The following is a 25,027-nucleotide window of genomic DNA, read 5'->3' on the forward strand; positions in this document are numbered from 1 at the left end:
GACCTGTTCGCAGGTCGTTCCCGTGATGTAGCGCACATTCGGCCCGTGTCGTGTCGAGACATGACGCAGGGCGCGCATGAGCGCACACCCGCTCTATCATACGGGTGCGCGGGAACCCGGTCAAACGGTCGTGGGTTCAGCTTTCGACCCGGTGGAGCAGGAACTCCTCGTCACCTAGATAGAACCGCTCCCCCGCCTGCAGTTCGGTGCCCGGTTCAATCTCGAGCTCCTCTCCCATGAGGGTGCGCAGCAGGACACCGTTGGTCGAGGCGAGGTCGGTGATCTGCCACCGTTCGCCGCGCAACTCGATGCGCGCGTGGGTCTTCGACACGGTGCGCGCGCTGTCGGGGACCGCGAGAAGCTGCGCCCGGGGGAAGGCCGGATCAGCAGCCGGACGTCGGCCGAGGATCACGACATCCGCGGTCAGGGGCAGGGGCACGCCGGATGCCGGGACCAGCTCCCAGGCGGGGCGTTTCAGGCGCCGGGCGATGACGGTGCGCTCGAGGTCGTCGTCCTCGTCGCCGAACGGTTCCTGGCGGCGCTGCTGGGCCGAGACCGAGCTCATCGCCGAACGCGGCGTGCCGGCGCTGGGCGCGCCGATCACCGCGGAGACCTCGCCGGAGAGCTCGGGGAATGCCTCCGGCTCGTCCGAATCGTCGGTGCGTGCCGCCCGGCGGGTGCCCGGGACGGCAGCCGGCATCCGCGTCACGGGAGGTTCGACGGCCGCCGGTTCGGCGCTCGATCGCCGCCCGGGGACGAAGGCGATGGGGCCGCTGTGGTCGTCGGCGGGCTCGTCCTCACGCACCGGCGGTGCGGCGTAGCGACGTCCCGCGGCGGCGCTCGGCGGGAACGGGGAGGGGGACACGGCCGAGACGTCATCGATCTCGGACGGCCACGAGATCTCCTCGGGTTCCTCCGCCACCGGCGGTGCGGGTGGCGTCACGGGCGCCGCAGCGACCGGCGTCACGGGCGGGACAGGCGTGACCGGACGTGCCTCGACGGCAGGAGCGAGGGGCGCCGCCGCGGCGGGCGGGGAGGTCGTGATGTCCGGCGGCACCCACACCGGACCGGTGCGCGGCGGCGGCGGGGCGAACGCGTCGGGCGAGGTCTCCACCTGTGTGGACGGCGGCGCGACGACCGGTGCCGGCGGCGCGGCCGGTTCGACCGGCGACGCAGCGGACGCGGCCTCCAGCGGATCCGTGACCGCGGGGCGCCAGGCCGCCGCCCGCGCGCCCAACCACCGGGCGGGGCCGAACCCGAGGATGCTCGCCCAGATGATGAAGAAGAAGGCCGCGAGCACGGTCATGCCGGTGCCGTACCCGAAACCGGGATTGATGCGGTGGGCCGAGACGATCAGGAGGATCAGGAGGACGATCGGTCCGACCACGGGAAACAGGCCGACGAGCACGAGCCAGGGATTGAACCCGCCCCAGCGGAGCACGGTCGCGAGGTTGAGGAAGGGCACCCAGCCCTTCCACGGCTCTTCGCCCATCTTGCGGAACATCGCTGAGAGGGCAAGGCCCGCCCACAGGTACCCGATCACGCCGATGACGAGCCCGAAGAGCCCGAGAAGCGAGAGCAGCGATTCGTCGACCATCGGCGTCATGTGGTGTGTCGCGACGTCTCAGACACGCGACTCCCCCTCTCGATCTGCGGTGCGGGCCGGCGCCCGGGCGGGACGAACGATCTCAACGATACGGCCGCACGCACGCGGGCCCAGAACCCGGGGGCGAAAGAACGGCGTTCCGCATCGACGATGCGCCAGAACTCGTCGGCGTCGAGGTCGTCCACGGCGGCGGCGGAGAAGACCGCTTCATCCGCGCTCGTGGCCAACACCGAGGCCCCGGGTGAGGCGTGCAGGGCCGCGATCTCGGTGCGGGTGGATGCCGCCGGCGCAGGGCGTCCGGCATCCACAGCGGCGTCGAGATACTCCTCCCACCCCCCGGCGACTCGGTCGGCCGGACGCTCGGCTGTGCGACGGCGGAGACGACGGAGCGCCTTCGCACCGAGCACGAGGAGGAACGGCCCGGCGATCACCGCCAGGATTCCGAGGGACCACGCCGCGATGCGCAGACCCGCCCAGAGCCAGCCGAGATCAGCCGGCTCGTCCGGAGGGGGCGCGCCCGAGGTGTCTTCCTGCGCGGGCTTGGGCGGCTGGACTTCGTCGACCGTGGCCGGCCGCACGGCCGTGCCGATCGTCGGATCCGGCTGCTCGGTCACCTCGCGGCTCGGTGCCTGGGTGTGCTGGGGGGTGACATCGATCGGGATCCACTCACTCGTGGATGCGCGGACCTCGACCCAGGCCGACATGTCGCCCGACCGGCATCCGGTGGCGGCGCAGACGCTGACGCCGGGATCGGCCGAGGACAGGCGCGCACCCACGACCACGCGCGCGGGAAAGCCCAGCTCGCCCGCGATGAGGGCGACCGCGGTCGCGAACTGCTCGTCGTCACCGATCGCGGCAACGTAATTGCCCGTCGCGGCGGCCCGCGGATCGGCCTCACGCTCGGCGAGCGCCGCGAACATGTCGTCGATCCGTGCGAGGGAGTGTCCCGATGCGCTCGGGGCGAAGCGATAGTCGCCGAGGTCACGCATCCATTCGGCGCCGCCGTCGTCGCCGACCAACGCGTGCGAGAGGTACCCGCGCGCCCGGAGGAGCTCGACGAGAGAAGCGAGGGCCGCTCCCCCGGTGCCGGTGGTGTGCTCCTCCACCCACGCGCGCAGACTTGCCGGGGCCAGGGTCGTGCCCTCGAGTCCGCCGGGCGCGCTCACCTCGCTCAGGTCCGGCACCGCGGGAACCGCCGCGCGGAGGCGGTAGGTGTCACCGGCCGCCCACGTGCCGGTCTGGACCGCGGCCGAAAGGTCCGGGCTGTAGTAAAAACCGTCGGCGAGAGACACGGCGCGCCCGCCGCCGAAGTCGACGCGCGCGAGCGACCCGGCCGAGGGCATCCAGATGCCCTCCAGCGTGCCGATGACGACATCGACCTCGGCGGGCTCACCGTCGCCCGCGTCGCGCCCGGCCGGCACCCGGACGAAAGGCGCTCCCGAGGCCGTCGCATCGGTGCGAAAGACCGCGCCATCGTAGGCGTCGAGCACGGCCAGCCTCACGCGCTCGGGCGGGTTTTCTCCCGTGGCGGAGAAGAGCACCTGTCCGAAGGTGCCGTCGGCGAAGAGCGCGCGAAACGACGCGAGCGGACTGATCTCGCGGGAGATCTCGACCTGCGGACCGGTCGCGTCGCGGAGCACCGTGCGCGGGGCGGATGCCGCGGCGGCCGGCACGACGAGGCCCACCGCGAGCGCGCCGACCGCGATCATGCCCACCCCGAGTGCCAGCCGGCGCGCATCGGCCGGTGCGGTCCGCCGCATGCGCACGCCCGTCGATTCCGCGGCGCGGCGGAGCGCCCGCACGCGTTCCTCCCGGCTCCGCCATGACAGCCACAGCACGCCCGCCACGAGCCACGTGACGCCCAGCGCCGTCTCGACGGGCGCGGCCAGCGTCACCGGCCCGAGCGTGAGCGGGGCGCTCACGTCGGTACGCCCGAACAACAGGCCGAAGCCGACCATGCCGAGACTCAGGGGCACCGCCCCGAGCGCTCCGGCATCCGACCGCCACGCGGCCCGCAGTGCCAGCGTGGTTACGACGAGGAACACCACGAGTGCGGGGACCAGGAGGTTGCGGTAGCTCCCCACCGGCACCTGGACCGTCAGCAGATCTTTCCACCCGACCACGAGCCCCGCGGCGAGTTCGCCGAGGCCGTGGAGGAGCTCGCTCGGCCCGCCCAGGCGTCCGGGGACGGCCAGCGGAACCCCGAAGACGAAGAAGGCTCCCGCCAGGAGCCCGGCGGTCGCCCCTCCGCCCCAGCGCCGCCAGGTGACGAGCACCGCGATGCCGACGGCAAGCAGGGTCGCCACCCCGACGAGCACGAGGAAGGCTTCGGACCGATAGATCGGCCAGGCGGCGACCGCGGCCAGCAGGACCGACACCCCCACGTAGAAGGAGCCGGCGGTGATGTGCGGGGAGCTTCTCACGACGTCGCTCCTCGCAGCAGCAGCCCGGCGAGGTCTTCGAGAGTGCCGATCGTGAGCACCGTCAGCGGTCCCACGATCTGGGTGCGCGGGTGCGCGTGTTCGTCGCACACGATGCCGACGACGGCAGCATCCGCCGGGAAGGCCAAAGCCGCCTGACGCAACTGGGTGAGCGAGACCGCAGAGCCGACCACGAGGACGGCGATCGACAGGCGCTCGGCTGCTTCCGCGGTGAGGCGGCACACATCACGGAAGGCCATCGTGTTACTCAGGCGCTCGACCGAGCTGAAGCCGTCGAGGACGACCCGCGGAGCGCCGGTGGGCAAATGCCGGATCGCGCGCAGGCGCCCGCGGACGACACGAGGGATCTCGGCGCCCACGACGATCTCGAGATCGCGCGCGTCGTGCACGGCCCGCAGCGACAGCGAGGCGGCGGCGCTGACGGCGAGCTCGAACTCATCGGGCGACGCGAATTCGTCTTCGGCCAGGCCCAGCACGACGGCCATGCGCGAGCGCCGCGATTCTTCGTACTGACGCACCATGAGTCGTCCGGTCTTGGCCGTCGACTTCCAGTGGATCTGCCGCCGCGAGTCACCCGGCGCGTACTCCCGGATGGCATGGAAAGACATGTCGGCGTCGACCAGGCGACGCGTCGGGTTGCCATCGAGGTCGCGGATGAGCCCGGCGCTCGACGACGGCACGGTCAGCGTCCGCGGGTGGACGTAGAGGTCGTGGATGTCGTCGAACGCGTGCTCGCGATGCAGGAGCCCGAGCGGATCGGAGCGCACCGTGGTGGCCGGGCCCACCCGGACGATCCCCCGCGGCTGCGGGGGAATCTCGAGCGTCCGTGGTGATTCCTGACCGGCGTGCAAGAGCGGCACCCCGAACTCCACGAGGCCCGCCCCCACCGGGACGTCGATGCGACCGGGCAACGCCGCCCGTGCCCCGGTGTTGCGCACGGTCACGGTCGCCGAGACGCCGTTGCCGGCGACGATGCGCTCGTGTTCGAGGGTGAGGTCGACGTCGTAGGTGCGCGTCCCGAAGAGGAACGGGATGCTGAGGACAAGGAACACGAGGGCGAGCGCTCCGGCGACGAGCGCCTCGACCCACCCGAAGATGAGCCCGGCGAGGAACCCGATCGTCGCGACGGCGATCACGAGCGCACCCGCGGGGCGCACCGTCCGCGCGCACCACGCGATCGCTGTGCGGAGCGCCCTGCGCACCGCCGCCCACGCCCGCGAGGCCCGGACGGCCGCCCCGACGACCGCGCGGGAGCGCGCCGAGGTGACCTCGGTGCGCTCGGTGCGATCGCCGGTGGAGGCGGACGTCCGGGTCAGGCGGGTGTCGGGAAGGCTCACGGAGCCTCCCGGCGCGTCGGCGGCGTGACGTCGAGGAGCACCTGTCCGATGACCGCTTCGGGGGTGACCCCGTCGAACTCGGCTTCGGGGTGGAGGATCAGGCGGTGCGCGAGGACCGGCACGGCCAAGCGCTTCACGTCGTCGGGCGTCACGAAGGTACGCCCCTGCGCGGCGGCGCTGGCGCGCGCGGCGCGGGTGAGCGCCAGCGCCCCGCGAATGCTGACACCCAGGCGGACTTCATCCGCGGAGCGGGTCGCGTCGACCAGGCGCGCGATGTAGTCGAGCACGAGCGCATCGACGTAGACATCGGCGGCCAGTTCGCTCATCCCCACGAGTGCATCCGGGGTGATGACGGCGGCGAGCTCCTCGGTCGCCACCGCCGCGCCGCCGAGAATGCTCACCGTCGCGGCGTGATCGGGGTAGCCGAGCGAGGTGCGCAGCAGGAAGCGGTCGAGCTGCGCCTCGGGAAGGCGGTACGTGCCCGCCTGCTCGACAGGGTTCTGGGTCGCCAGCACGAGGAAGGGCTTGCCGACGGCGCGCGTGATGCCGTCGATCGTCACGCGGCCCTCCTCCATGACCTCCAGGAGCGCCGCTTGGGTCTTCGGGCTCGCCCGGTTGATCTCGTCGGCGAGGACGATGTTGGCGAAGATCGGACCGGCGTGGAAGTCGAAATCGCCGGTCTTCTGGTCGTACACCGTGATGCCCGTGATGTCGCCGGGCAGCAGGTCGGGGGTGAACTGGATGCGGGTGTTCGTCCCCTGCACGGACTGCGCGATCGCCCGCGCGAGCGAGGTCTTCCCCGTGCCGGGGACGTCCTCGATGAGCACGTGGCCCTCACTCAGCATCGCGGTGAGGATGAGTTCGACGACATGGCGCTTGCCGAGCACGGCCCGCTCGACGTTGTCGGCCAGGTGCGCGAAGGTCTGCGCGAACCAGGTCGCCTGCTCGGTGGTGATCGTCATGGGAGTGGGTCCTCGGTTCCGGGGGCGGGCTCTGGTTCGGGTTCGGTCGGCGGCAACGGCGTGCACGTGGCGGACATCTCGGCGGTCGCGGAGTCGAGGTTCCACACGGGCCAGTCGACGCGCACGCCGACACCCGTGACGCGGACAGCGGCATCCGGCACCCGGAGGGGGTCGCCACCGGTCGGCAGAACCTCTCCGTTCGCGTCGGTGTAGGTGATCGCATCGGTGGGAAAGCTGATCGACGCGCGACCGTCGGTCGAGGTCCCCCTCGGCTCGAGGAGCGAGCCCCCCGTGCAGGCGCCGAGCGACCAGCGCGCCTGCACCTGATACGGCGCGCTCCCGCGGGCCGGAGTGACCTCACCCCAGGCGGATTGCCACCACCCGGCGGTGTGCTCGTACCTGACGCGGATGCGCGGATCGCTGTCGAAGACGCCCGTCGGGAATCCGTCGAACACGGCGACGTTGCTCTCCGGCGGCCTCTCCGGGGACGTCGGTGTGCTGTCGATCGTCCATGTCGCACGCCCGTCGGCAACCCGCGCGGTCGGGCCGACGACGAACGTGTAGTTCCGCGGGGCGGCGCCGTTCTGCGCGGCGCGCACGTCGGCGCTCGTTGTCACGCGCCCGAAGACCGTACCGTCGAACCACGACTCCACGCACAGCACGAACGTGTACTGGCGGCCGTCGGGAAGATTCGGGAAGACCTCCCGCTCACCGCCGTCCGACACCGTGCACGCCGTGCCATCCGGCACGATGCCGTACCGCAGCGTCGAGCCGTCGCCGCCGGATGCGGCTGAACCGACAGCCGTGACCTCCGCCCGACCGTTGCCGGTGTTGACCGCCGTCAGGGTGAGTGCTGGCGACAACGGTGCGCCGATGCCGTGCGCGGAGACACTGACCGACTCGATCGCGGGGCCGCCGAGGCCCGGCGGCACGTCGAACCGGGAGACGGGGGTCACCGTGACCGTGGTGGCGGTGTTCGATCCCACCCCGAACGACGGCAGGGTCACCTCTGTCTGCGTAGGGCTCACGGCGACGGACACCGTCTCTCCCGCGGGGCTCGCGACCTGCAGCGCGCCGGTGTCGGCGGCATCCACCCCGCGCATCGTGATCGCGGCCATGCCCCCCTCTCCAGTCGTGGCGACCGGAGCCGCCGACACGGACGTCGGGGCAGCCGGCGGGTCGTACGCCCACGCGATCGTCCGGACGGCCGTCCGCGACGCACCGACGGCGTTGACGGCGACGGCCTCGTAGGTGCGCTGTTCGCCGTTGGGCGCCGCAATCGCGGGGCAGACCCCCTGTGGAGTGCACGTCGCGACGACCGCACCAGCCTGGCGCACTTCGAAACCGGTGATCGCCGGGGCGGCCGACGAGGCGGCGCCCGGGTCGACGCGGAGGGTCAGGGTCCCGTTCGCGTAGGAACTCTGGGTCATGCTGGCCGGCGCCTTCGGGAAGCCCTGCAGGTCGAGCGTGATCCGCCCGTTGCGGGCGCCCGTACTTTCGCGCCCCTGCGCGTCGCGGACGGTGAAGGCGGCGACGCAGGTCGCGCCCGGCGCATCGTCGGTCCAACTCGCGACCACGCGCGTGGCGGACGCCACCGCGAAGCTCACGCCCACGCATGCACTCGCCGACGATGCCGCAACGAGGGTGAGCGGCGTCGCGGGCAGCGGATTGATCTCGCCCGGTGCGGCGATCACATCGATCGCGCAGGACGACCCTGAGGCCTGACTGCATTGCTGCTGGACGGTTCCCCCCTGCGGAAGGGTAGAGGGAGCCGCGCCCACGCGAAGGGTCACACGGGCCGGGGCCACCCCGGCATGACTGGCGACTTCCACCGACACGGATTCCACCGCGCCCGGAACCGCGGCATCCCGCGCCCGTGCCGTGAAGGTCGCGCCCGTCAGCGTCACGTCGAAGGATGCTGCGTCGCCACTGATCCGGTACACGATCGGTTCGGGGGCACCCTGCCAGGTGGTCAGGGTCCCGAGATCCACCGTGTGGCTTTCGCCGGGCGCGATTTCGTACGAGGCGGCGCTCACGAGCGGCTGCGGGTCGATCGGTGTCACCACGACGGGGACGGAAAGCACCGCCCACGCCGCCTGCCCCGAGAGGCGGACCGAAACCAGGCATCCGTCGTTCCAGGGCGCACCGGTCCCCGCCGCGTAGCGCAACGTCGTGCCCGATTCCTGCGCGCACACTCCGGCAGCGCGCGCGCCGGACGCACGAACCCCGTCACCGATCTCCAGCACACTGCCCCGCGGCTGCGACACGAAATCGGACACGTCGAACGTGACGTCCTGCCCTTCGCCGACCTGGACGGGCGCGACCCCGGGGCGCAGCGAGACGGTGGCTTCCGATGCGGCCGGCACGCGCAAGAACCCGTAGGTCGTCACGGGGCCGGTGGCTGTCTCTCCGGTGACGGAGAACGCGATCACACGCGCGTCCTCACCGACGTCGCCCCGGATGCGCGATCCCGAAACCCGCACCCCCTCGGGATCGCCCCACAGGCCGACAGTCAACGCGGCGGAATCGCCGCCGGACCACAACACCTTGCCGGAGAGCACGTCGACCCCCGTGCGCAGATCATCGCGGTCCTGAGCGCTGAGCACGGTGTCCACGACGACCGGGAAGTCGGGCACGCGTTGGGCGACGACCCGGACGACCATGAGCCCGCGCGCCGTGTTGCCGGAGGACGACTCCACGTCGTAGAGGAAAGCCATCGTCCCGGGCTCCGCGCCGGCCGCGATCGTGGCGGTGTCGTCGGTCACCGAGACGATGCGCGCTGCCAGCCGCCGATACTCGGGAGAAGGGGTGCCGTCCTCGGCGGTCTCGGGCACATCCGGCCGCACGCCGGTGAGGGTGAGCGCGCCCTGGGTCGGGTCGAGGTCGTTGGCCAACGGATGCACACGGATGATGCTGTCCGCGCCGGCTTGCACGTGCACGTAGTCGGTATAGGTGATCGGGCTCGGGTCGGCATCGCCACCGAGGATGCCGATGCGGACCCGCCCCTCGCCCGCCGCGCCGAACGTGTCGACGACGCGGTAGCGGAACTCGACCTGACCGGTGTCGCCGGGAACGCTCGTGTAGATGATCGACGTTCCGTCGGCCGAGATCGCCGCGGAGCCGCGCGCCGGTTGATCGACGATGCTCGCGAGCCGGACCACATCGCCGTCGGGGTCCATCCCGAAGCCATCCACGGCGATGGAGGTCGTCAGGCCGCTCAGCACCCGGCCGCTCAACGAGCGCGGCAGCGGTTCACGGTTCGTGTCGTCAGCGACGACCCGCACGTGCACGGTCGCCTGGTCGCCGAGGTCGGGGGCGCCGGTCGTGAAGGCGCGGTACTGGATGCTGTACTGGCCCGGCTCGGTCGGCGCGAGGTAGCGCAGGACGTCGCCGGAAGCGAAGGCGAGCACCCCGGTCGACGATGACACGATCGATTCGGGATCGAGGCGGGGGCGCGTGCCCGAAGACGAGATGTCGTTGGCGAGCACGGGGATGTCGATTTGCGACCCCGCCCGCACCACCACGCTGTCATCGACCGCGATCGGGGCATGCTCCGACGCGACCGGGAGCAGGTACACGGTCGCCTCGCCGATCACCGACGAGCCGGTGTCCTCGGTGCCGTCGCTGACCCGATAGGTCACGGTACCGAGGAGCCCGGAGTCGCCGGTGGCCGTCGTCCCCGAGACCCGCAGTTGACTCTGACCGACGGCATCGGCATCCATGCTCGCGCCCGGCGCGGGATGGCGGACGATGTCGCTGAGCAGCAGCACGCGGCCGGTGGGGTTGGAGACGGCCGCGAACACGTCGACGGTCGCGTCGGCCTGCGGGCGGACGAACGCCACGACCGGGGCCGTGGAGAGATCGGCGGGCGCATCGGCGGGCAGGAGAGTGATCCGCACCGTACCGGTCACCTCCTGGCCCGCGGCCGACACGGTCACGGCGACCCGGTAGCTCCCCGCCGCCGGCGCGGTGAAATCGAACGCGGTCGAGCCGCCGACGACGGTCGCGGTGGCGCCCGCGTCGTCGAGCACCCGCGCGGAGGTCACGCTGATCTCTCCGGCCGTCCCGGTCACGTGGGGCGCGACGTCGACGCTGACCCGCGCACCCGCGGTGTCGAGCACCGCGAAAGACTGCAACGTCGGCTGCGGGTCATCCACGACCCGCACATCGAGGGTCCGGGTCGCCGTGGCACCCCGCGCGTCGCCGACAGTCAACACGATCGACACGAGCTGCTCGCCGCTGTCACCCGTGTCGTTGTGCTGATAGACGACGTTGCCCTCGGGGGTCGCGGCGACCTGTCCCGATCCCGAGGCATCGGCGGCCGACAGCAACAGCATCGGGTCGCCCTCGGGGTCGACCCAATCGCCGAGCACCGGGAGCGTCAACGTTCCGCCGCGCGCGACATCCGGCCGGGGCCACGTCTGCTGGCATTGCTCGACCGCGCACCAGGCGGGCGCCGCGTTCTCCGCCTCGCCCGCCACCGTCAGGCTCACCGTGGCCGGGGGCGACAGCAGTCCGTCGACCGCGGTCCCATCGGTGACGGCATAGGAGAACGTGGCCGATCCCGCGGCATCCGCCGCGACCCGCACGGCCAGGCGCTGGCGGTCATCCGTCGTGGTCAGCACGCCGAAGCCCGGGTCGAGCCCGGTGACGGATGCCGGATCGATCGCCAGCACGTCTTCATTGGGGTCATGGTCGTTGAGCAGCACCGGCAGCGCGACGAGTGCTCCGGGTCGGACACCGAACGCATCGTCGACCGCGACCGGCGGCCGCGGGTCGATGACGGGCGGCGGCTCATCGTCGCTGACCTGAGCGGCCGTCTCGACGCGATCGTCGATGTCCCAGTTCTGCGTGGAGGCCAGGAGCGCTCCCGACGGCGCGCTCCACACCCACCCCGAGCGGGCGTCGTTGAGGAGCAGGGTGTTGCCGGCATCCGTGAAGACCGGCCGTCGCTGGGCGCCGAGACTGAGCCCGGCATAGTCGAGGGACACGTCGCCGTCCACCGAACTCCACATCGTCCCGGGGCCGGCACCTTCGGGGAGCCACGCGGCGTACACGGTGCCCGCCCGCACGACCGGGCGGGCGGCGGTCCCGCGCGAGGTCGTACTGTCGCCGAAGACCCGTTCGGCACCGTCCGGCGAAATCCGCACGAGTCCGCTCTGATCGGCGACGTAGACGGCATCCGCCTCGGCGTCCGAACGCGCCACCGCGACGGTGCCGCTCGTGCCGGCCGACGCAATCGTGTCGGCACCCCGGGGCAGGTACAGTCCGGATGCGGTGTCGATCACGACCCACTGCTCGCCCGCCGCCGTCACGGTCGGTGAGGTGAACGAGGCCGGCGCCGCATCGATCCCGCGCACCTCGGCCGTCGTGACATCGACCCGGGCGACCGTCTGGTCGCCGATCGAATAGCTGACCAGCAGCCCGTCGGCATCGATCGCAATCGCGTCGGACGTGTACGCGGGAACATCATCGGCCGCGTCGGTGGGGCTTACCCGCGGCTCGATCCTCGTCAACGAGCCGGTCGAAAGCCGGCCGGCGTAGACCGCGCCGGCATCCGTGCGGTAGGCGACGAAATCACCCGCGTAGTCGACTTCTTCCGTGCCGGGCGGAGCCGAGGACGCCGTCTTCAGCCCCTCGGCATCGAGATCCACCGGGGCCGCGTCATCGATCCGGATGACCTTGCTGTCGCTGTCGGTGAACATGTAGGCGCCGGTGGAGGCCCCGGCGATGCGACTGGGATTGCTCACGGCGCGGACGGTGTCGAGCTCACCGATCGCGCTGTTGACCCGCGCATAGCGCAGCCCGTCGGCCTGCAGCACCCACGCCGAGGCCGTTTGCACCGGCGTCTCCTGCGCATCCAGCCCCGGCCAGGCGATGCTGACGCCCGCCACGAGAGCGATCGCCGCCGCGGCGGCCGACACCCCGATCGCGGTGCGGCGGCGATTCACCACAGCCCCCACCCGATACCGGCCGCCAGGGCCGCGCCGGAGACAAGCACCAATCCGGCGGCACCGCCGACCACCCACGGCCACACGCGGCGGGGCGCCGGCGGGGCGGTCATACTCGTGTCTTCGTCGCGGCGGTGACGGGTCTCCTCCGGCAGGGCGCGGGCGCGGCGCGTCGTGGTCTCGAGTCGGCTGCGCACCGGCCCGCGCGCAGCAGTGTCGGTGAAGTCGATGGCCTCGGATGCCGGGGCCCACTCGTCGGTGGGGACATCCAGCGGGGTCGGGGCCGTCCCCACGGACTGCTGCACCGCGCGCACGGCCTCACCGAACGCCTGCGCGCTCGGGTAGCGCGCGTCGGGATCGCGCGCCATCGCGGTCGCCAGAACGTGCTGCAGCGCATCGGGAACGTCACTGCGTGGCACCGGCACGAACGTCGCCCGCGCGATCCGCCGCCGCATCAGGTCACGGGCGTTCTGCCCCTTTTCGCGGCGCTCGAACGGGCTGTGGCCTGCCAGCAGCGAGTACACCGTGGCGCCCAGACTCCACACTTCGCTCGCGATCGTGCCGCCGGTGTGCTCGGTGACCACTTCGGGCGCACTCCACGGGATCGACATCGCGACGACGTCCCCGGCGGATTCGCGCAGGAGCGACGATGAGATCCCGAAGTCGGCGAGCACGGCCGCGCCGAAGCTCGTCACGAGGATGTTGCTCGGCTTGATGTCGCGGTGGATGAGGCCCGCGCGGTGCGCCGACTCCAGCGCACCGGCCAGACGCACGGCGATCGCCATGACCTCATCGACCGGCATCCGCTCGATGCGGTACCGCTGCGCGAGCGAGCCCGGGCAGTACTCCATCACGATGTAGGGCCTGCCATCGGCGGAGATCCCCGCCTGGTAGACCGTCACGATCGCCGGATGCGCCGACAGATGCGCCAAGACATCGGCTTCGGCGTTGAACATCCGGAGCAGATCGGGATCGCGTTCATCCGTCGGCAGGACCTTCACCGCGACCGCACGCCGCGGCATGTCCTGCTGGTACAGGAAGACATCCGCGAATCCGCCCGATCCGAGCGGGCGGATATAGGTGAGCCCCGGAAGCTGCGGCGGGGCGGACGGGAGTCTGCGCGTCATGGCATCCCTCGTCGCTCTCTCGGCACGGCCGTCCTCACATCCCGGCAATGCTAACAAAGCCGCGGGGGACGTTCGTCGCTACGGTCCGGTCCTCGCGCCGCCGGTCGGGTCGGAATCGCCGTCGCTCGGCGGGTCGACGGGGGCGGCGAACGGGGCATCGAGCGATCGGGTGAGTTCTTCCAGCATCGCCGCGATCTGTGGCTCGACGTATTGACTCACCGCGGACTGGATGCGCAGGCGATGGTGGAGCAGAATCGTGCACACCTCGCGGCCGACGAGGTTCGCGTAGTCGTCGGCGAGCGCCACCTCCTGACGGAGCGCCGCTTTCGCCTCGGCGCTCAGGGGCGGGAGGTCGGGGAGGGCGGCATCGCCCTCATCGGCCAATCCGGAGATCGTGAAGAGGAAGGGAGCCCCGGGCACAGGGTCGGGATCCATCGGCAGGCCTTCGAATTCAGGATCGAGCCCCTCCGCGGGCCGGTAGCTGCGGGCACGATTGCGCGCGGCCTGCTGATCCAGCTCGGACTGCAGCATGGGCAGATTCTGCGCCGTGTAGTCGGCGACCGCGTGATCGATGATCGTCTTGACGCGCGTCGACAACCCGTGCTGCACGCCGTGCGGGACATCCGCGCCGAGCCCCGCGGCAGACAGCACCGGCGAACCGAAGCACCGGCGGCACGGAGCCACACGTCCGCGGTGCGTTGCGGGCTCCCAGCGGGGCAGCCAGCGCAGCCAGGCGTCGACCGCCTGGCTCACCTGCGTCTCGATCGACCGCTCCATAAGGCCCATTGTGCCCCGCACGTGGCCCCTGCGGGGGATGTGGGGCGGAGCCGTGTGGCGTTCGGAGGGGGATGCCGGCATCCCCCACCTGGCACGCGCCGCCAGGTTCACGCGCGCGCGGTTGCGTCCGTCTGGCGCTGGGGGTCGCAAGCTGTGGGTTCCTGGCGCCTGAGGGGGCAGATTGCGTCCCCGTGTTGACCGGGCGCAGCACAGGGGGCGCAACTGGCCCACCCCTCGCGGCGGAACCCGCAGAATGCGCCACCTCGTCGCGCACGCCCAGAACAGGGGGCGCAACTGGCCCACCCCTCGCGGCGGAACCCGCAGAATGCGCCACCTCGTCGCGCACGCCCAGAAGAGGGGGCGCGAGCGGCCCACTCGAGGGCCCCGAACCATCGGGTTGCGCCACCTCGTCGAGCAGCATGCTCGGGACAGCCGACGACGGGCGGGATGCCGGCGGTCTCCCCTACTCGTCGTCGTCGCGCTCCCACGGCCAGCGCGGGCGGGAGGCGTGCGTGCGCACGAGCGCGACACCGGCCCAGGCCGCCGCAAAACCCGCCAGCGCCAGAACGAGCGCGAACCACGACACCGCGAACGTGCCCGCCGTCGCGATAGCTGCCGCCACGTCGGACCCCTCGATGAGCGCGCCGACGAGGATCCCCAGCACATACGCGACGAGCACCCCGACGGCAACCGTGAACGAGACGCCGTACGACGGCGGCACGCGGCGGATGCCGGTCCACAGGACCGCAGCGAAGGCCAGGGTCGCAGCGGCAAGGCCGACCATCCCGGGGATCTGACCGTGGCCCGGGCCCGCGATGACATCGGTCTCCGTCACCAGACTCGTCACACCGAACCCGGCGATGACGACCGCGAAGAACCCGACGACCGCGAAGGTCACCGCCAATGGCGGTGAGACCCCCGGACCCGGGGACTCCATCAGGACTGGTGGAGTCGGGGACCCGCCTCGAGCGTGCGCTCGTATTCACGCTGGGCTTCGTTGTTGATCTCGGTCACCCGCGCTCCGCGCGAGGCCACCCACGCGCCGAACCAGATCGTGATCTCGCGACCGATGACCAACGCGGCGATCGCAAGCGGGGCGAGCAGCTGGCCCTCGACGAGCTCCGCGCCCTCGCGCGCCGTGAGCGACCAGAACGGAGCCTGGAAGAGCTGACCCAGGAGGTGTCCGCCGTAAGAGGCGACGCCCACGAGGAGCCCGAAGATCACCCAGTGCGCCCAGCGCCCGCGGTTGATGATCGCGCCGAGCGACCAGAACGAGATGAAGAAGACGACGACCGGCACCCAGAACCACCAGGTGGTGAGGGCGGCGAGGGCTTCAGTGCCGACGTTCGCGCCGGTCACGTCGCCCGCGATCGCCCGGAATCCGAGCGCCGCGGCGAGGTAGAGCACGCCGAACGTCAGGGCCGCCAGCAGGCCGATCAGGCCGGCCGCGGCGCGGTTGCCGCGCGGACGCGGCGCTTCGGGCGCCTGCACGAAAATGGGCTGCGGGGCGGGAGCAGCAACGGGAGCGACCGGCTCGCTGGGCGTGACAACCTCGGTGCGGGCATCGGCAACAGGGGCCGCGGCGACCGTGGCCGGTGCGGCGGCTGCTCCGGCGGAGTAATCCAGCGACAGGTCGTCGCCGCGGTACAGCGGGTCATCGGCGGGCTCTGCAGCGACCGGCTCACGCTGGTCCGGGGTGGCGACCGGTTCGACGCGGTCTGCGTGGTCGACGTTGTCGGCGTGTTCCGGAGCGACCGGGTACTCACCGGCGGCGGAGGTGTCCACGGCATCCCGCGAGGCGGCTTCGGCCTCGGCCAAACTCTCGTTCACGCGGCCGACCACGTCATCGCCGTGCGCGGCGTCGTCCGTGTGGGTCTCGTCGACGGGATCGCCGTACTTGGGGTCGCTCATGGCGGGTGCTCCTCACGCGGGGCGCACGCCACCGCACAGCGAGCGTAACGCCCGGGCACGACAGCACAGCGTAGGCGTGCCGTCGTGTCTCGACGCCGCGGGGGGCAACCCGCGCCTATCGTGGAGGCATGCATGCGCGCCGAGGTCACATCGCTCTAGCCGCGCTGGGCCTTGCGGCGCTCCTGGTGAGCGGGTGCGCCGGCACCCCCGCCCCGGAGGCGTCGACCTCTGACGCACCCGTGGCGATCGCCACCTCCCCCGCCGCCACGCCGAAGCCCACGATCAGCCCCTTCCCGATCGGCCCGTCCGCATCGACGACCGCCCTGCCGACCGACTGCGAATCGATCCTCAGCGGCACCGTCCTGACCCAGCTCGACGGCGTCCCGCTGAACGCCCCGGGCATGGGTGGCGGCATCCGCCCCGACAGTAGCCGGGTCTGCGTGTGGGGTGAGCCGGGAGCCCTCGCCACACGTCTCGTGACCGTCATCGGCTACTCGCCCGAGCGTGAGGCGCTCGACGCGCTCTACGCGCTCGGCAACGACGGGTTCACGTGCTACGAGCCCACCGGAGGCGTCCGGTGCGAGAAGACCTGGACGAGCGAGACGCTCGGGATCGAAGAGGGACGGACGCTCTTCTATCGCGACGGCGTCATCGTCGACACGCAGTTCACGAACCTCGCACCCGCGGGCTACACCAACGCGATCATCCGCTCCCTCTGGCCCACCGGCTGAGGTCGGCTCAGGGCCAGACCTGAGCGGCGACGCGGTCGGTGTACCCCTCAGGATGCCAGCCGCTCTCGCTCGTGGACACCCACAGCCCACCGCCGGACTCGATCGTCTCGATGAGGTCACCGTCGGTGCGCGTGCACCGGATGCGCTCCTCGCGCGCCTCGCACGCGAACCCCGACCCCGGCAGGGCCGATGCGGCGATGGCACCGGCATCCGTCGCCACGGTGGCGAGGGTCGTGGTGACCGTGCCGGCGTCGGCGTTCCAGGAACACGTCAGCTGCACCTGCGGCTGGAGGGCATCGACGAGCGCCGTCGCTGTTGTCGTGGGCGCGTCGGTCGAGGGCGCGAGGATCGCGCCGTCCGAGAAGCGCAGCGACGCCCAGAGCGCCTCGCCGTAGAGCTGATCGCACTCGGTGGGGGTACCGCCCTGCTCCCCCTCGACGGGGGCTTCGCTGACCTGGCCGTCTGCGGGGCCGCGCGCGGTGTCTTCGACCCACGTGAGGGATGCCGGCAACAGCGGCAGCGCGAGAAACGCCAACGCGCCGAGGGTCGCCGCGCATCCGATGCCGACCACCCACGCGATGAGGGCATTCCTGCCGCCGACTCGGGCCATGACTCCACGCTACGTCGCGAAGGCGCCCGCGCCCGACGGACACGGCGAAGGGCCCCGGGATCGTGAGATCCCGAGGCCCTTCGTGTGACTGCGCTCAGTTATAGGTACCGGGCGTGAAGTCGTCCGTCGAGAAGCTGTCGAAGTCGACATAGCTCAGATCGGCGTCGGAGTACGCACCATCGGAAGCGAAGATGCGGTTGGGGTACCGCTCGCTCTTGGCCTCGTCCGTCGCCTCGACCACGACGTTGCGATACTTCGCAAGGCCGGTGCCGGCGGGGATGAGCTTTCCGATGATGACGTTTTCCTTCAGGCCGACGAGCGGGTCGCTCTTGCCCTGCATGGCCGCCTCGGTGAGGACGCGGGTGGTCTCCTGGAAGGAGGCCGCCGACAGCCACGACTCGGTCGCAAGCGACGCCTTCGTGATACCCATCAGCTCCGGGCGACCCGACGCGGGGCGCTTGCCCTCGGCCACGGCCTCACGGTTGATCTGCTGGTACCGCTTGAAGTCGACGAGCTCGCCGGGCAGCAGCGTGGTGTCCGCGTGGTCGACCACGGTGACCTTCCGCAGCATCTGGCGCACGATGACCTCGATGTGCTTGTCGTGGATCGGCACACCCTGCGAGCGGTACACGCCCTGGACACCGTTCACGAGGTACTTCTGCACCTCGCGGGCACCCATGACACGCATGACCTCCTTGGGGTCGAGCGTGCCGACCAGGATCGGCTGACCGACGGTGACTCGCTGGCCGTCCTCGACCAGCAGCGTCGCGCGCTTCAGGACCGGGTAGACGTGCGGCTCGTCGCCGTTGTCGGGCGTCAGGATGACCTTCTTGGCCTTGTCGGTCTCATCGATCTTGATGAACCCGTCGGCCTCGGCGATCGGGGACGCACCCTTGGGGGTACGCGCCTCGAACAGCTCCTGCACACGCGGCAGACCCTGGGTGATGTCGTCGGCGGATGCCGAACCACCCGTGTGGAAGGTACGCATCGTGAGCTGCGTTCCGGGCTCACCGATCGACTGGGCCGCGATGATTCCGACGGCCTCGCCGATGTCGACGAGCTTTCCGGTCGCGAGCGACCGGCCGTAGCACTGCGCGCAGACACCGACGGCCGACTCACACGTGAGGACCGAGCGGACCTTGATCGACTCGACGCCGGCCGCGACCAGCTTGTCGATCAGCACGTCACCCACGTCGTCACCGGCGTCGGCGATGACCTCACCCGAGGCCGTCACGACCTCGGCCGAAAGGGTACGGGCGAACACCGAGTTCTCGACGTTCGCGTCGCGCACGAGGGTTCCGGTGGAATCCACTGCGGCGATCGTGAACTCGAGGCCCTTGCCGGTGCCACAGTCCTCTTCGCGGATGATGACATCCTGCGACACGTCGACGAGTCGACGCGTGAGGTAACCCGAGTCGGCGGTACGCAGAGCCGTGTCGGCCAGACCCTTACGGGCACCGTGGGTCGCGGTGAAGTACTCCGCCACGCTCAGCCCCTCGCGGTACGAGGAGATGATCGGACGGGGCATGATCTCGCCCTTGGTGTTGTTGACGAGGCCTCGGATACCGGCGATGTTCCGGATCTGCAGCCAGTTACCACGAGCACCCGAGGTCACCATGCGGTTGATGGTGTTGTCGGCCGGGAAGTTGTCGCGCATCGCCTGCTGAACCTCGTCGGTCGCTTCGGTCCAGATCTTGATCTGCTCCTGGCGACGCTCGGCATCGGTCACAAGACCCTTGTCGAACTGGTTCTGCACCTTGGTGGCGAGCTTCTCGTACTTCGAGATGATCTCGCCCTTGTTCGGCGGCGTGAGGATGTCGCTGAGCGCGACGGTCACACCCGAGCGCGTGGCCCAGTAGAAACCGGCATCCTTGATGCGGTCCAGCGACGCGGCAACCTCGACCTTGGGGTATTCCTCGGCGAGCTTGTTGACGATCTGCGACAGCTTGCCCTTGTCGGCCTGCTCGCGCACGAACGGGTAGCCCTTGGGGAGCGTGTCGTTGAAGATCGCCTGACCCAGCGAGGCATCCAGCAGTCCGTGACGCTCGTAGTTCTCGGGCGCTTCGCCCTCGAGGAACGTCAGACCCGGAACGCGGATGCGGACCTTCGCCTGGAGGTCGAGGGTTCCCTCGTCCTTGGCCAGGATCGCCTCGCCGACCGAACCGAACACGCGGCCCTCGCCGGTGGCACCTTCCTTGACCGTGGTCAGGTGGTGGAGGCCGATGATCATGTCCTGCGAGGGCAGGGTGACCGGGCGGCCGTCGGACGGCTTCAGGATGTTGTTCGAGGCCAGCATGAGGATACGGGCTTCGGCCTGCGCCTCGACCGACAGCGGCAGGTGGACAGCCATCTGGTCACCGTCGAAGTCGGCGTTGAACGCCGCGCAGACGAGCGGGTGCAGCTGGATGGCCTTGCCCTCGACGAGCTGAGGCTCGAAGGCCTGGATGCCCAGGCGGTGCAGGGTCGGTGCACGGTTGAGCAGCACGGGACGCTCGCGGATGATCTCCTCGAGCACGTCCCAGACCTCGGGACGCGTGCGCTCGACGGCACGCTTGGCCGCCTTGATGTTCTGGCTGTGACCGAGGTCGATCAGGCGCTTGATCACGAACGGCTTGAAGAGCTCGAGCGCCATCTGCTTGGGCAGACCGCACTGGTGCAGCTTCAGCTGGGGTCCGACGATGATCACCGATCGGCCCGAGTAGTCGACGCGCTTTCCGAGCAGGTTCTGACGGAAACGTCCCTGCTTGCCCTTGAGCATGTCGCTGAGCGACTTGAGCGCACGGTTGCCCGTACCGGTGACGGGACGACCACGGCGACCGTTGTCGAACAGTGCGTCGACGGCTTCCTGCAGCATCCGCTTCTCGTTGTTGACGATGATCTCGGGGGCGCCGAGGTCGATCAGACGACGAAGACGGTTGTTGCGGTTGATCACGCGACGGTAGAGGTCGTTCAGGTCGCTCGTGGCGAAGCGGCCACCGTCGAGCTGGACCATCGGACGCAGCTCCGGCGGGATGACCGGGACGACGTCCAGGACCATCGCGGCCGGGCTCATGCCGGTCTGCAGGAAGGAGTTCACGACCTTCAGACGCTTGATCGCACGGATCTTGCGCTGGCCCTTGCCCTCGGAGATCTGCAGGTGCAGGTTCTCCGCCTCGGCGGCCAGGTCGAACGCCTGGAGGCGACGCTGGATCGACTCGGCACCCATGTAGGCCTCGAAGTACTGACCGAACCGGTCCTGGAGCTCGTGGAAGACGTCGTCCTCCTGCTTGAGCTGACCGACCGACAGGCCACGGAACTCGTCCCACATGCGCTCGAGCTTGGCGATCTGCTCGTCAGCACCCTTGCGGATGAGGGCCATGTCCTTCTCGGCGGCGTCCTTGACCTTCTTCTTCTGGTCGGCCTTGGCGCCTTCGGCTTCGAGAGCAGCGAGCTCCTCTTCCCACTTCTGCAGACGGGTCGCGATGCGGGCATCGCGACGGTCGCCGAGGTTCTTGATCTCCAGGCGCAGGTTGGTCTCGTGCGTCGGGAGGTCGCGGTGACGCGCATCCTCGTCGACCGAGATCACCATGTACGCGGCGAAGTAGATGACCTTTTCGAGGTCCTTCGGCGCCATGTCCAGCAGGTAGCCCAAGCGCGAGGGCACGCCCTTGAAGTACCAGATGTGGGTGACGGGTGCGGCGAGCTCGATGTGGCCCATGCGCTCACGACGGACGGAGCTCTTGGTGACCTCCACGCCGCAGCGCTCGCAGACGATGCCCTTGAAGCGGACGCGCTTGTACTTGCCGCACGCGCACTCCCAGTCGCGGGAAGGACCGAAGATCTGCTCTCCGAAGAGGCCGTCCTTCTCGGGCTTCAGGGTGCGGTAGTTGATGGTTTCGGGCTTCTTGACCTCGCCGAAGGACCAACGACGGATGTCGTCGGCCGTGGCCAGGCCAATGCGAAGCTGATCGAAGGTGTGTGACTCGAGCACTGGTTCTCCTGTGTCGGAATTCTCTTGAGGGGTGGCCGAGATCAGATCTCGTCGATGGACGAGGACTCGAAACGGCTGGAGATGTTGATGCCGAGCTCTTCCGCTGCGCGGAAGGCTTCATCGTCGGTGTCGCGGAGGTTGACCTCGGTACCGTCGGCCGAGAGGACCTCGACGTTCAGGCAGAGCGACTGCATCTCCTTCATGAGGACCTTGAAGGACTCGGGGATGCCGGGTTCCTGGATGTTCTCGCCCTTGACGATGGCTTCGTAGACCTTCACGCGACCGACGATGTCGTCACTCTTGATGGTCAGAAGCTCCTGGAGCGCGTATGCGGCGCCGTAAGCCTCGAGGGCCCACACTTCCATCTCACCGAAACGCTGGCCACCGAACTGCGCCTTACCACCCAGCGGCTGCTGCGTGATCATCGAGTACGGACCGGTGGAGCGCGCGTGGATCTTGTCGTCCACGAGGTGGTGCAGCTTCAGGATGTACATGTAGCCGACCGAAACGGGAGCGGGGAACGGATCGCCCGAACGGCCGTCGAACAGGAGGGTCTTGCCCGACCCGTCGATCAGACGCTCGCCGTCGCGGTTGGGGCGGGTGGAGTTCAGGAGACCGACGATCTCCTCCTCGCGCGCACCGTCGAACACCGGCGTGGCAACCTTGGTCCCCGGGGCTGCCGCACGGGCATCCTCCGGCAGATCCTCGGCCCACTTCGGCGAACCGTCGACCTCCCAGCCCTGCTTGGCGATCCACCCGAGGTGGGTCTCCAGCACCTGGCCGAAGTTCATTCGACCCGGGATACCGAGCGGGTTGAGCACGATGTCGACCGGCGTACCGTCCGCGAGGAACGGCATGTCCTCGACGGGGAGGATCTTCGCGATGACGCCCTTGTTGCCGTGACGACCGGCGAGCTTGTCACCCTCGGTGATCTTGCGCTTCTGGGCGATGTAGACGACGACGCGACGGTTGACGCCCGAGCCGAGCTCGTCGTCACCACCCTCGGCGTCGAACTCCTTGACGGCGATGATCGTGCCCTGCTCACCGTGGGGAACCTTCAGCGAGGTGTCACGGACTTCGCGGCTCTTCTCGTTGAAGATCGCGCGCAGCAGGCGCTCCTCGGCGCTGAGCTCGGTCTCACCCTTGGGCGTGACCTTGCCGACGAGGATGTCACCGGGACGCACCTCGGCACCGATGCGGACGATGCCGCGCTCGTCGAGGTCCTTCAGCAGGTCGGGGCTGACGTTGGGGAGATCACGGGTGATCTCCTCCTTGCCCAGCTTCGTGTCGCGAGCATCCACCTCGTACTCCTCGATGTGGATCGAGGAGAGGGTGTCGTTCTTGACGAGCTCCTGGCTGAGGATGATCGCATCCTCGAAGTTGTGACCTTCCCACGTCATGAAGGCGACGAGGAGGTTCTTACCGATCGCCAGTTCGCCGTTCTCGGTTGCCGGACCATCGGCGATGACCTCGCCCACCTCCACCCGCTCGCCCGCCGAAACGATGACGCGCTGGTTGTAGGAGTTGCCCTGGTTGGAGCGGTCGAACTTGCGGAGGAAGTAATCCTTCGTGCCGCCCTCGTCGAGCTGCACGGTGACGACGTCGGCCGAGACCTCGGTGACGACACCGGCCTTGTCGGCGGTGACCACGTCACCGGCGTCGATGGCCGCGAAGCCCTCCATGCCGGTACCGACGAGCGGCGAGTCGCTGCGCAGCAACGGCACCGCCTGACGCTGCATGTTGGCACCCATGAGGGCACGGTTCGCGTCGTCGTGCTCGAGGAAGGGGATCAGCGACGTACCGACCGACACCATCTGGCGCGGGGAGACGTCCATGTAGCCGATTTCCTCGGCGTGGAAGAGGTCGACCTCGCCGCCGTCGCCGCGGCGTGCGAGCACGCGGTCCTGGGCGAAGGAGCCATCCTTCTTCAGCTCGGCGCCGGCCTGGGCGACGATGAACTCGTTCTCTTCCGACGCCGTCAGGTAGTCGATCGTGTCGGTGACCTTGCCGTCTTCGACGCGACGGTACGGGGTCTCGATGAACCCGAACGCGTTGATGCGGGCGAACGAGGCCAGCGAGCCGATCAGGCCGATGTTCGGGCCTTCCGGGGTCTCGATGGGGCACATGCGTCCGTAGTGCGACGGGTGGACGTCACGGACCTCGACACCGGCGCGCTCACGAGAGAGACCACCGGGTCCGAGCGCCGAGAGGCGACGCTTGTGGGTCAGACCCGCGAGCGGGTTGTTCTGGTCCATGAACTGCGACAGCTGCGACGTTCCGAAGAACTCCTTGATCGCGGCGACGACGGGTCGCACGTTGATCAGGGTCTGCGGCGTGATCGCCTCGATGTCCTGCGTGGTCATGCGCTCGCGGACGACGCGCTCCATACGGCTGAGGCCCGTGCGGACCTGGTTCTGGATGAGCTCGCCGACGGCGCGGATGCGACGGTTGCCGAAGTTGTCGATGTCGTCGACCGACAGACGGATCTCGGCCGGCTTGCCGGCGCGGACGCCGGGGATCGAGACGTCGCCACGGTGGATCGCGACGAGGTACTTGATCGTCGCGACGATGTCCTCGACGGTCAGAACCGAGTCGCTCAGCGGCTTGTCGAGGCCCAGCTTCTGGTTGATCTTGTAACGACCGACCTTCGCGAGGTCGTAGCGCTTGGAGTTGAAGTAGAAGTTGTCCAGGAGCGCGCGGGCGGCCTCGGCGGCGACCTGCTCGCCCGGACGGAGCTTGCGGTAGATGTCGCGGAGGGCATCTTCCTTCGTGAGGATGGTGTCCTTGCTGAGGGTGTCCTCGATCGACTCGTAGCCGGCGAACTCGGCCAGGATGTCTTCGCTGGACAGTCCCAGAGCCTTCAGGAACACGGTGACCGACTGCTTGCGCTTGCGGTCGATGCGCACGCCGACCTGATCGCGCTTGTCGATCTCGAATTCGAGCCAGGCACCGCGGCTGGGGATGACCCGCGCCGAGACGATGTCCTTGTCGCTCGTCTTGTCGGGGGTCTTGTCGAAGTAGACACCGGGCGAACGCACGAGCTGCGACACGACGACACGCTCGGTGCCGTTGATGATGAAGGTGCCCTTGCCGGTCTGGAGCGGGAAGTCGCCCATGAAGACCGTCTGCGTCTTGATCTCACCCGTGAGGTGGTTCATGAACTCGGCCTCGACGTACAGCGGGGCGGCATAGGTCTTGCCGCGCTCCTTGCACTCTTCGATCGAGTACTTCTCGGGCTCGAGGTACGGGTTCGTGAAGCTCAGCTGCATCGTCTCGCCGAGGTCCTCGATCGGAGAGATCTCCTCGAAGATCTCCTCCAGACCGCTCGTCGACGGCACATCCGTGCGTCCGGCTGCGGTCGCCTCGGCGACGCGGGCCTTCCAGCCCTCGTTTCCGACGAGCCAGTCGAAAGACTCCGTCTGCAGCGCGAGAAGGTCGGGGACCGTCAGCGTGTCAGAGATCTTGGCGAACGAGAGGCGCGAAGCACCTCGGCCGTTCTTAGGGGTGGTGGTGGAATTGGTTGCGTTGCGCGCAGCAGCCAAGGGGATTACCTCCATGAGCCCGGGCAGGGGCCGGTTCCTTGTCGTCAGGTGGAGTGCTCCCG

13 protein-coding genes are annotated in these 25,027 nt (G+C 69.7%); 1 reads left to right on the forward strand and 12 read right to left on the reverse strand.

Translation table 11 applies throughout. The features are described from left to right. Nucleotides 1-136: 136 nt before the first annotated feature. The 9 genes from Q0653_RS10305 to Q0653_RS10345 all read right to left on the reverse strand — a co-directional run bounded on the left by Q0653_RS10305 (nt 137) and on the right by Q0653_RS10345 (nt 16,112). Nucleotides 137-1,606 (reverse strand): DUF5684 domain-containing protein, encoded by a 1,470-nt coding sequence (locus Q0653_RS10305; protein ID WP_298944502.1) that lies wholly within the window; start codon nt 1,604-1,606, stop codon nt 137-139. Continuing rightward, nucleotides 1,603-4,029, reverse strand: a complete 2,427-nt coding sequence (locus Q0653_RS10310; RefSeq protein ID WP_298944503.1) for a transglutaminase domain-containing protein — start codon at nt 4,027-4,029, stop codon at nt 1,603-1,605. The genes Q0653_RS10305 and Q0653_RS10310 overlap by 4 nt, the downstream gene beginning before the upstream one ends. Beyond that, complete coding sequence (locus Q0653_RS10315) at nt 4,026-5,384, reverse strand: DUF58 domain-containing protein (protein ID WP_298944504.1); 1,359 nt, start codon at nt 5,382-5,384, stop codon at nt 4,026-4,028. Before Q0653_RS10315 ends, Q0653_RS10310 begins: the two co-directional genes overlap by 4 nt. Beyond that, the gene (locus tag Q0653_RS10320; protein WP_298944505.1) at nt 5,381-6,346 is read right to left on the reverse strand and encodes an AAA family ATPase; all 966 of its coding nucleotides are present in this window, start codon (nt 6,344-6,346) and stop codon (nt 5,381-5,383) included. Before Q0653_RS10320 ends, Q0653_RS10315 begins: the two co-directional genes overlap by 4 nt. Continuing rightward, complete coding sequence (locus Q0653_RS10325) at nt 6,343-12,297, reverse strand: Ig-like domain-containing protein (protein WP_298944506.1); 5,955 nt, start codon at nt 12,295-12,297, stop codon at nt 6,343-6,345. Before Q0653_RS10325 ends, Q0653_RS10320 begins: the two co-directional genes overlap by 4 nt. Next, nucleotides 12,294-13,424, reverse strand: coding sequence for a serine/threonine-protein kinase (locus Q0653_RS10330; protein ID WP_298944507.1), 1,131 nt, complete (start codon nt 13,422-13,424; stop codon nt 12,294-12,296). Before Q0653_RS10330 ends, Q0653_RS10325 begins: the two co-directional genes overlap by 4 nt. A 78-nt stretch (nt 13,425-13,502) precedes the next feature. Further along, nucleotides 13,503-14,201: a spermidine/putrescine ABC transporter substrate-binding protein gene (locus Q0653_RS10335; protein ID WP_298742075.1), complete on the reverse strand. Its 699-nt coding sequence runs from the start codon at nt 14,199-14,201 to the stop codon at nt 13,503-13,505. Between the two features lie 463 nt (nt 14,202-14,664). Continuing rightward, on the reverse strand, nt 14,665-15,099 hold the full coding sequence (locus Q0653_RS10340) for a hypothetical protein (protein WP_298944508.1): 435 nt from the start codon (nt 15,097-15,099) through the stop codon (nt 14,665-14,667). A 38-nt stretch (nt 15,100-15,137) separates the two neighbouring features. After that, entirely contained in the window at nt 15,138-16,112 is a 975-nt protein-coding gene (locus tag Q0653_RS10345) for an ABC transporter (RefSeq protein ID WP_298944509.1), read from the reverse strand. Nucleotides 16,113-16,240: 128 nt separating this feature from the next. Here Q0653_RS10345 and Q0653_RS10350 point away from each other — a divergent pair, with 128 nt between their 5' ends. After that, the gene (locus Q0653_RS10350; protein WP_298944510.1) at nt 16,241-16,843 is read left to right on the forward strand and encodes a hypothetical protein; all 603 of its coding nucleotides are present in this window, start codon (nt 16,241-16,243) and stop codon (nt 16,841-16,843) included. A 7-nt stretch (nt 16,844-16,850) separates the two neighbouring features. Here Q0653_RS10350 and Q0653_RS10355 read toward each other — a convergent pair whose 3' ends face one another. The 3 genes from Q0653_RS10355 to rpoB all read right to left on the reverse strand — a co-directional run bounded on the left by Q0653_RS10355 (nt 16,851) and on the right by rpoB (nt 24,965). Then, on the reverse strand, nt 16,851-17,453 hold the full coding sequence (locus Q0653_RS10355) for a hypothetical protein (RefSeq protein ID WP_298944511.1): 603 nt from the start codon (nt 17,451-17,453) through the stop codon (nt 16,851-16,853). A gap of 94 nt (nt 17,454-17,547) precedes the next feature. Beyond that, nucleotides 17,548-21,423, reverse strand: coding sequence for a DNA-directed RNA polymerase subunit beta' (gene rpoC / locus Q0653_RS10360; RefSeq protein ID WP_298944512.1), 3,876 nt, complete (start codon nt 21,421-21,423; stop codon nt 17,548-17,550). Between the two features lie 41 nt (nt 21,424-21,464). After that, complete coding sequence (rpoB, locus tag Q0653_RS10365; RefSeq protein ID WP_298944513.1) at nt 21,465-24,965, reverse strand: DNA-directed RNA polymerase subunit beta; 3,501 nt, start codon at nt 24,963-24,965, stop codon at nt 21,465-21,467. Nucleotides 24,966-25,027: the final 62 nt, after the last annotated feature.

The organism is uncultured Microbacterium sp. (assembly GCF_947488465.1).
Taxonomy (GTDB): Bacteria; Actinomycetota; Actinomycetes; order Actinomycetales; family Microbacteriaceae; genus Microbacterium.

What these genes read in the sequence shown, in the direction of transcription:
- Q0653_RS10305 (WP_298944502.1), bottom strand. Translation starts at nt 1,606, where the DNA reads ATGACGCCGATGGTCGACGAATCGCTGCTCTCGCTTCTCGGGCTCTTC.
- Q0653_RS10320 (WP_298944505.1), bottom strand. Translation starts at nt 6,346, where the DNA reads ATGACGATCACCACCGAGCAGGCGACCTGGTTCGCGCAGACCTTCGCG.
- Q0653_RS10330 (WP_298944507.1), bottom strand. Translation starts at nt 13,424, where the DNA reads ATGACGCGCAGACTCCCGTCCGCCCCGCCGCAGCTTCCGGGGCTCACC.
- Q0653_RS10335 (WP_298742075.1), bottom strand. Translation starts at nt 14,201, where the DNA reads ATGGAGCGGTCGATCGAGACGCAGGTGAGCCAGGCGGTCGACGCCTGG.
- Q0653_RS10345 (WP_298944509.1), bottom strand. Translation starts at nt 16,112, where the DNA reads ATGAGCGACCCCAAGTACGGCGATCCCGTCGACGAGACCCACACGGAC.
- Q0653_RS10350 (WP_298944510.1), top strand. Translation starts at nt 16,241, where the DNA reads ATGCATGCGCGCCGAGGTCACATCGCTCTAGCCGCGCTGGGCCTTGCG.
- Q0653_RS10355 (WP_298944511.1), bottom strand. Translation starts at nt 17,453, where the DNA reads ATGGCCCGAGTCGGCGGCAGGAATGCCCTCATCGCGTGGGTGGTCGGC.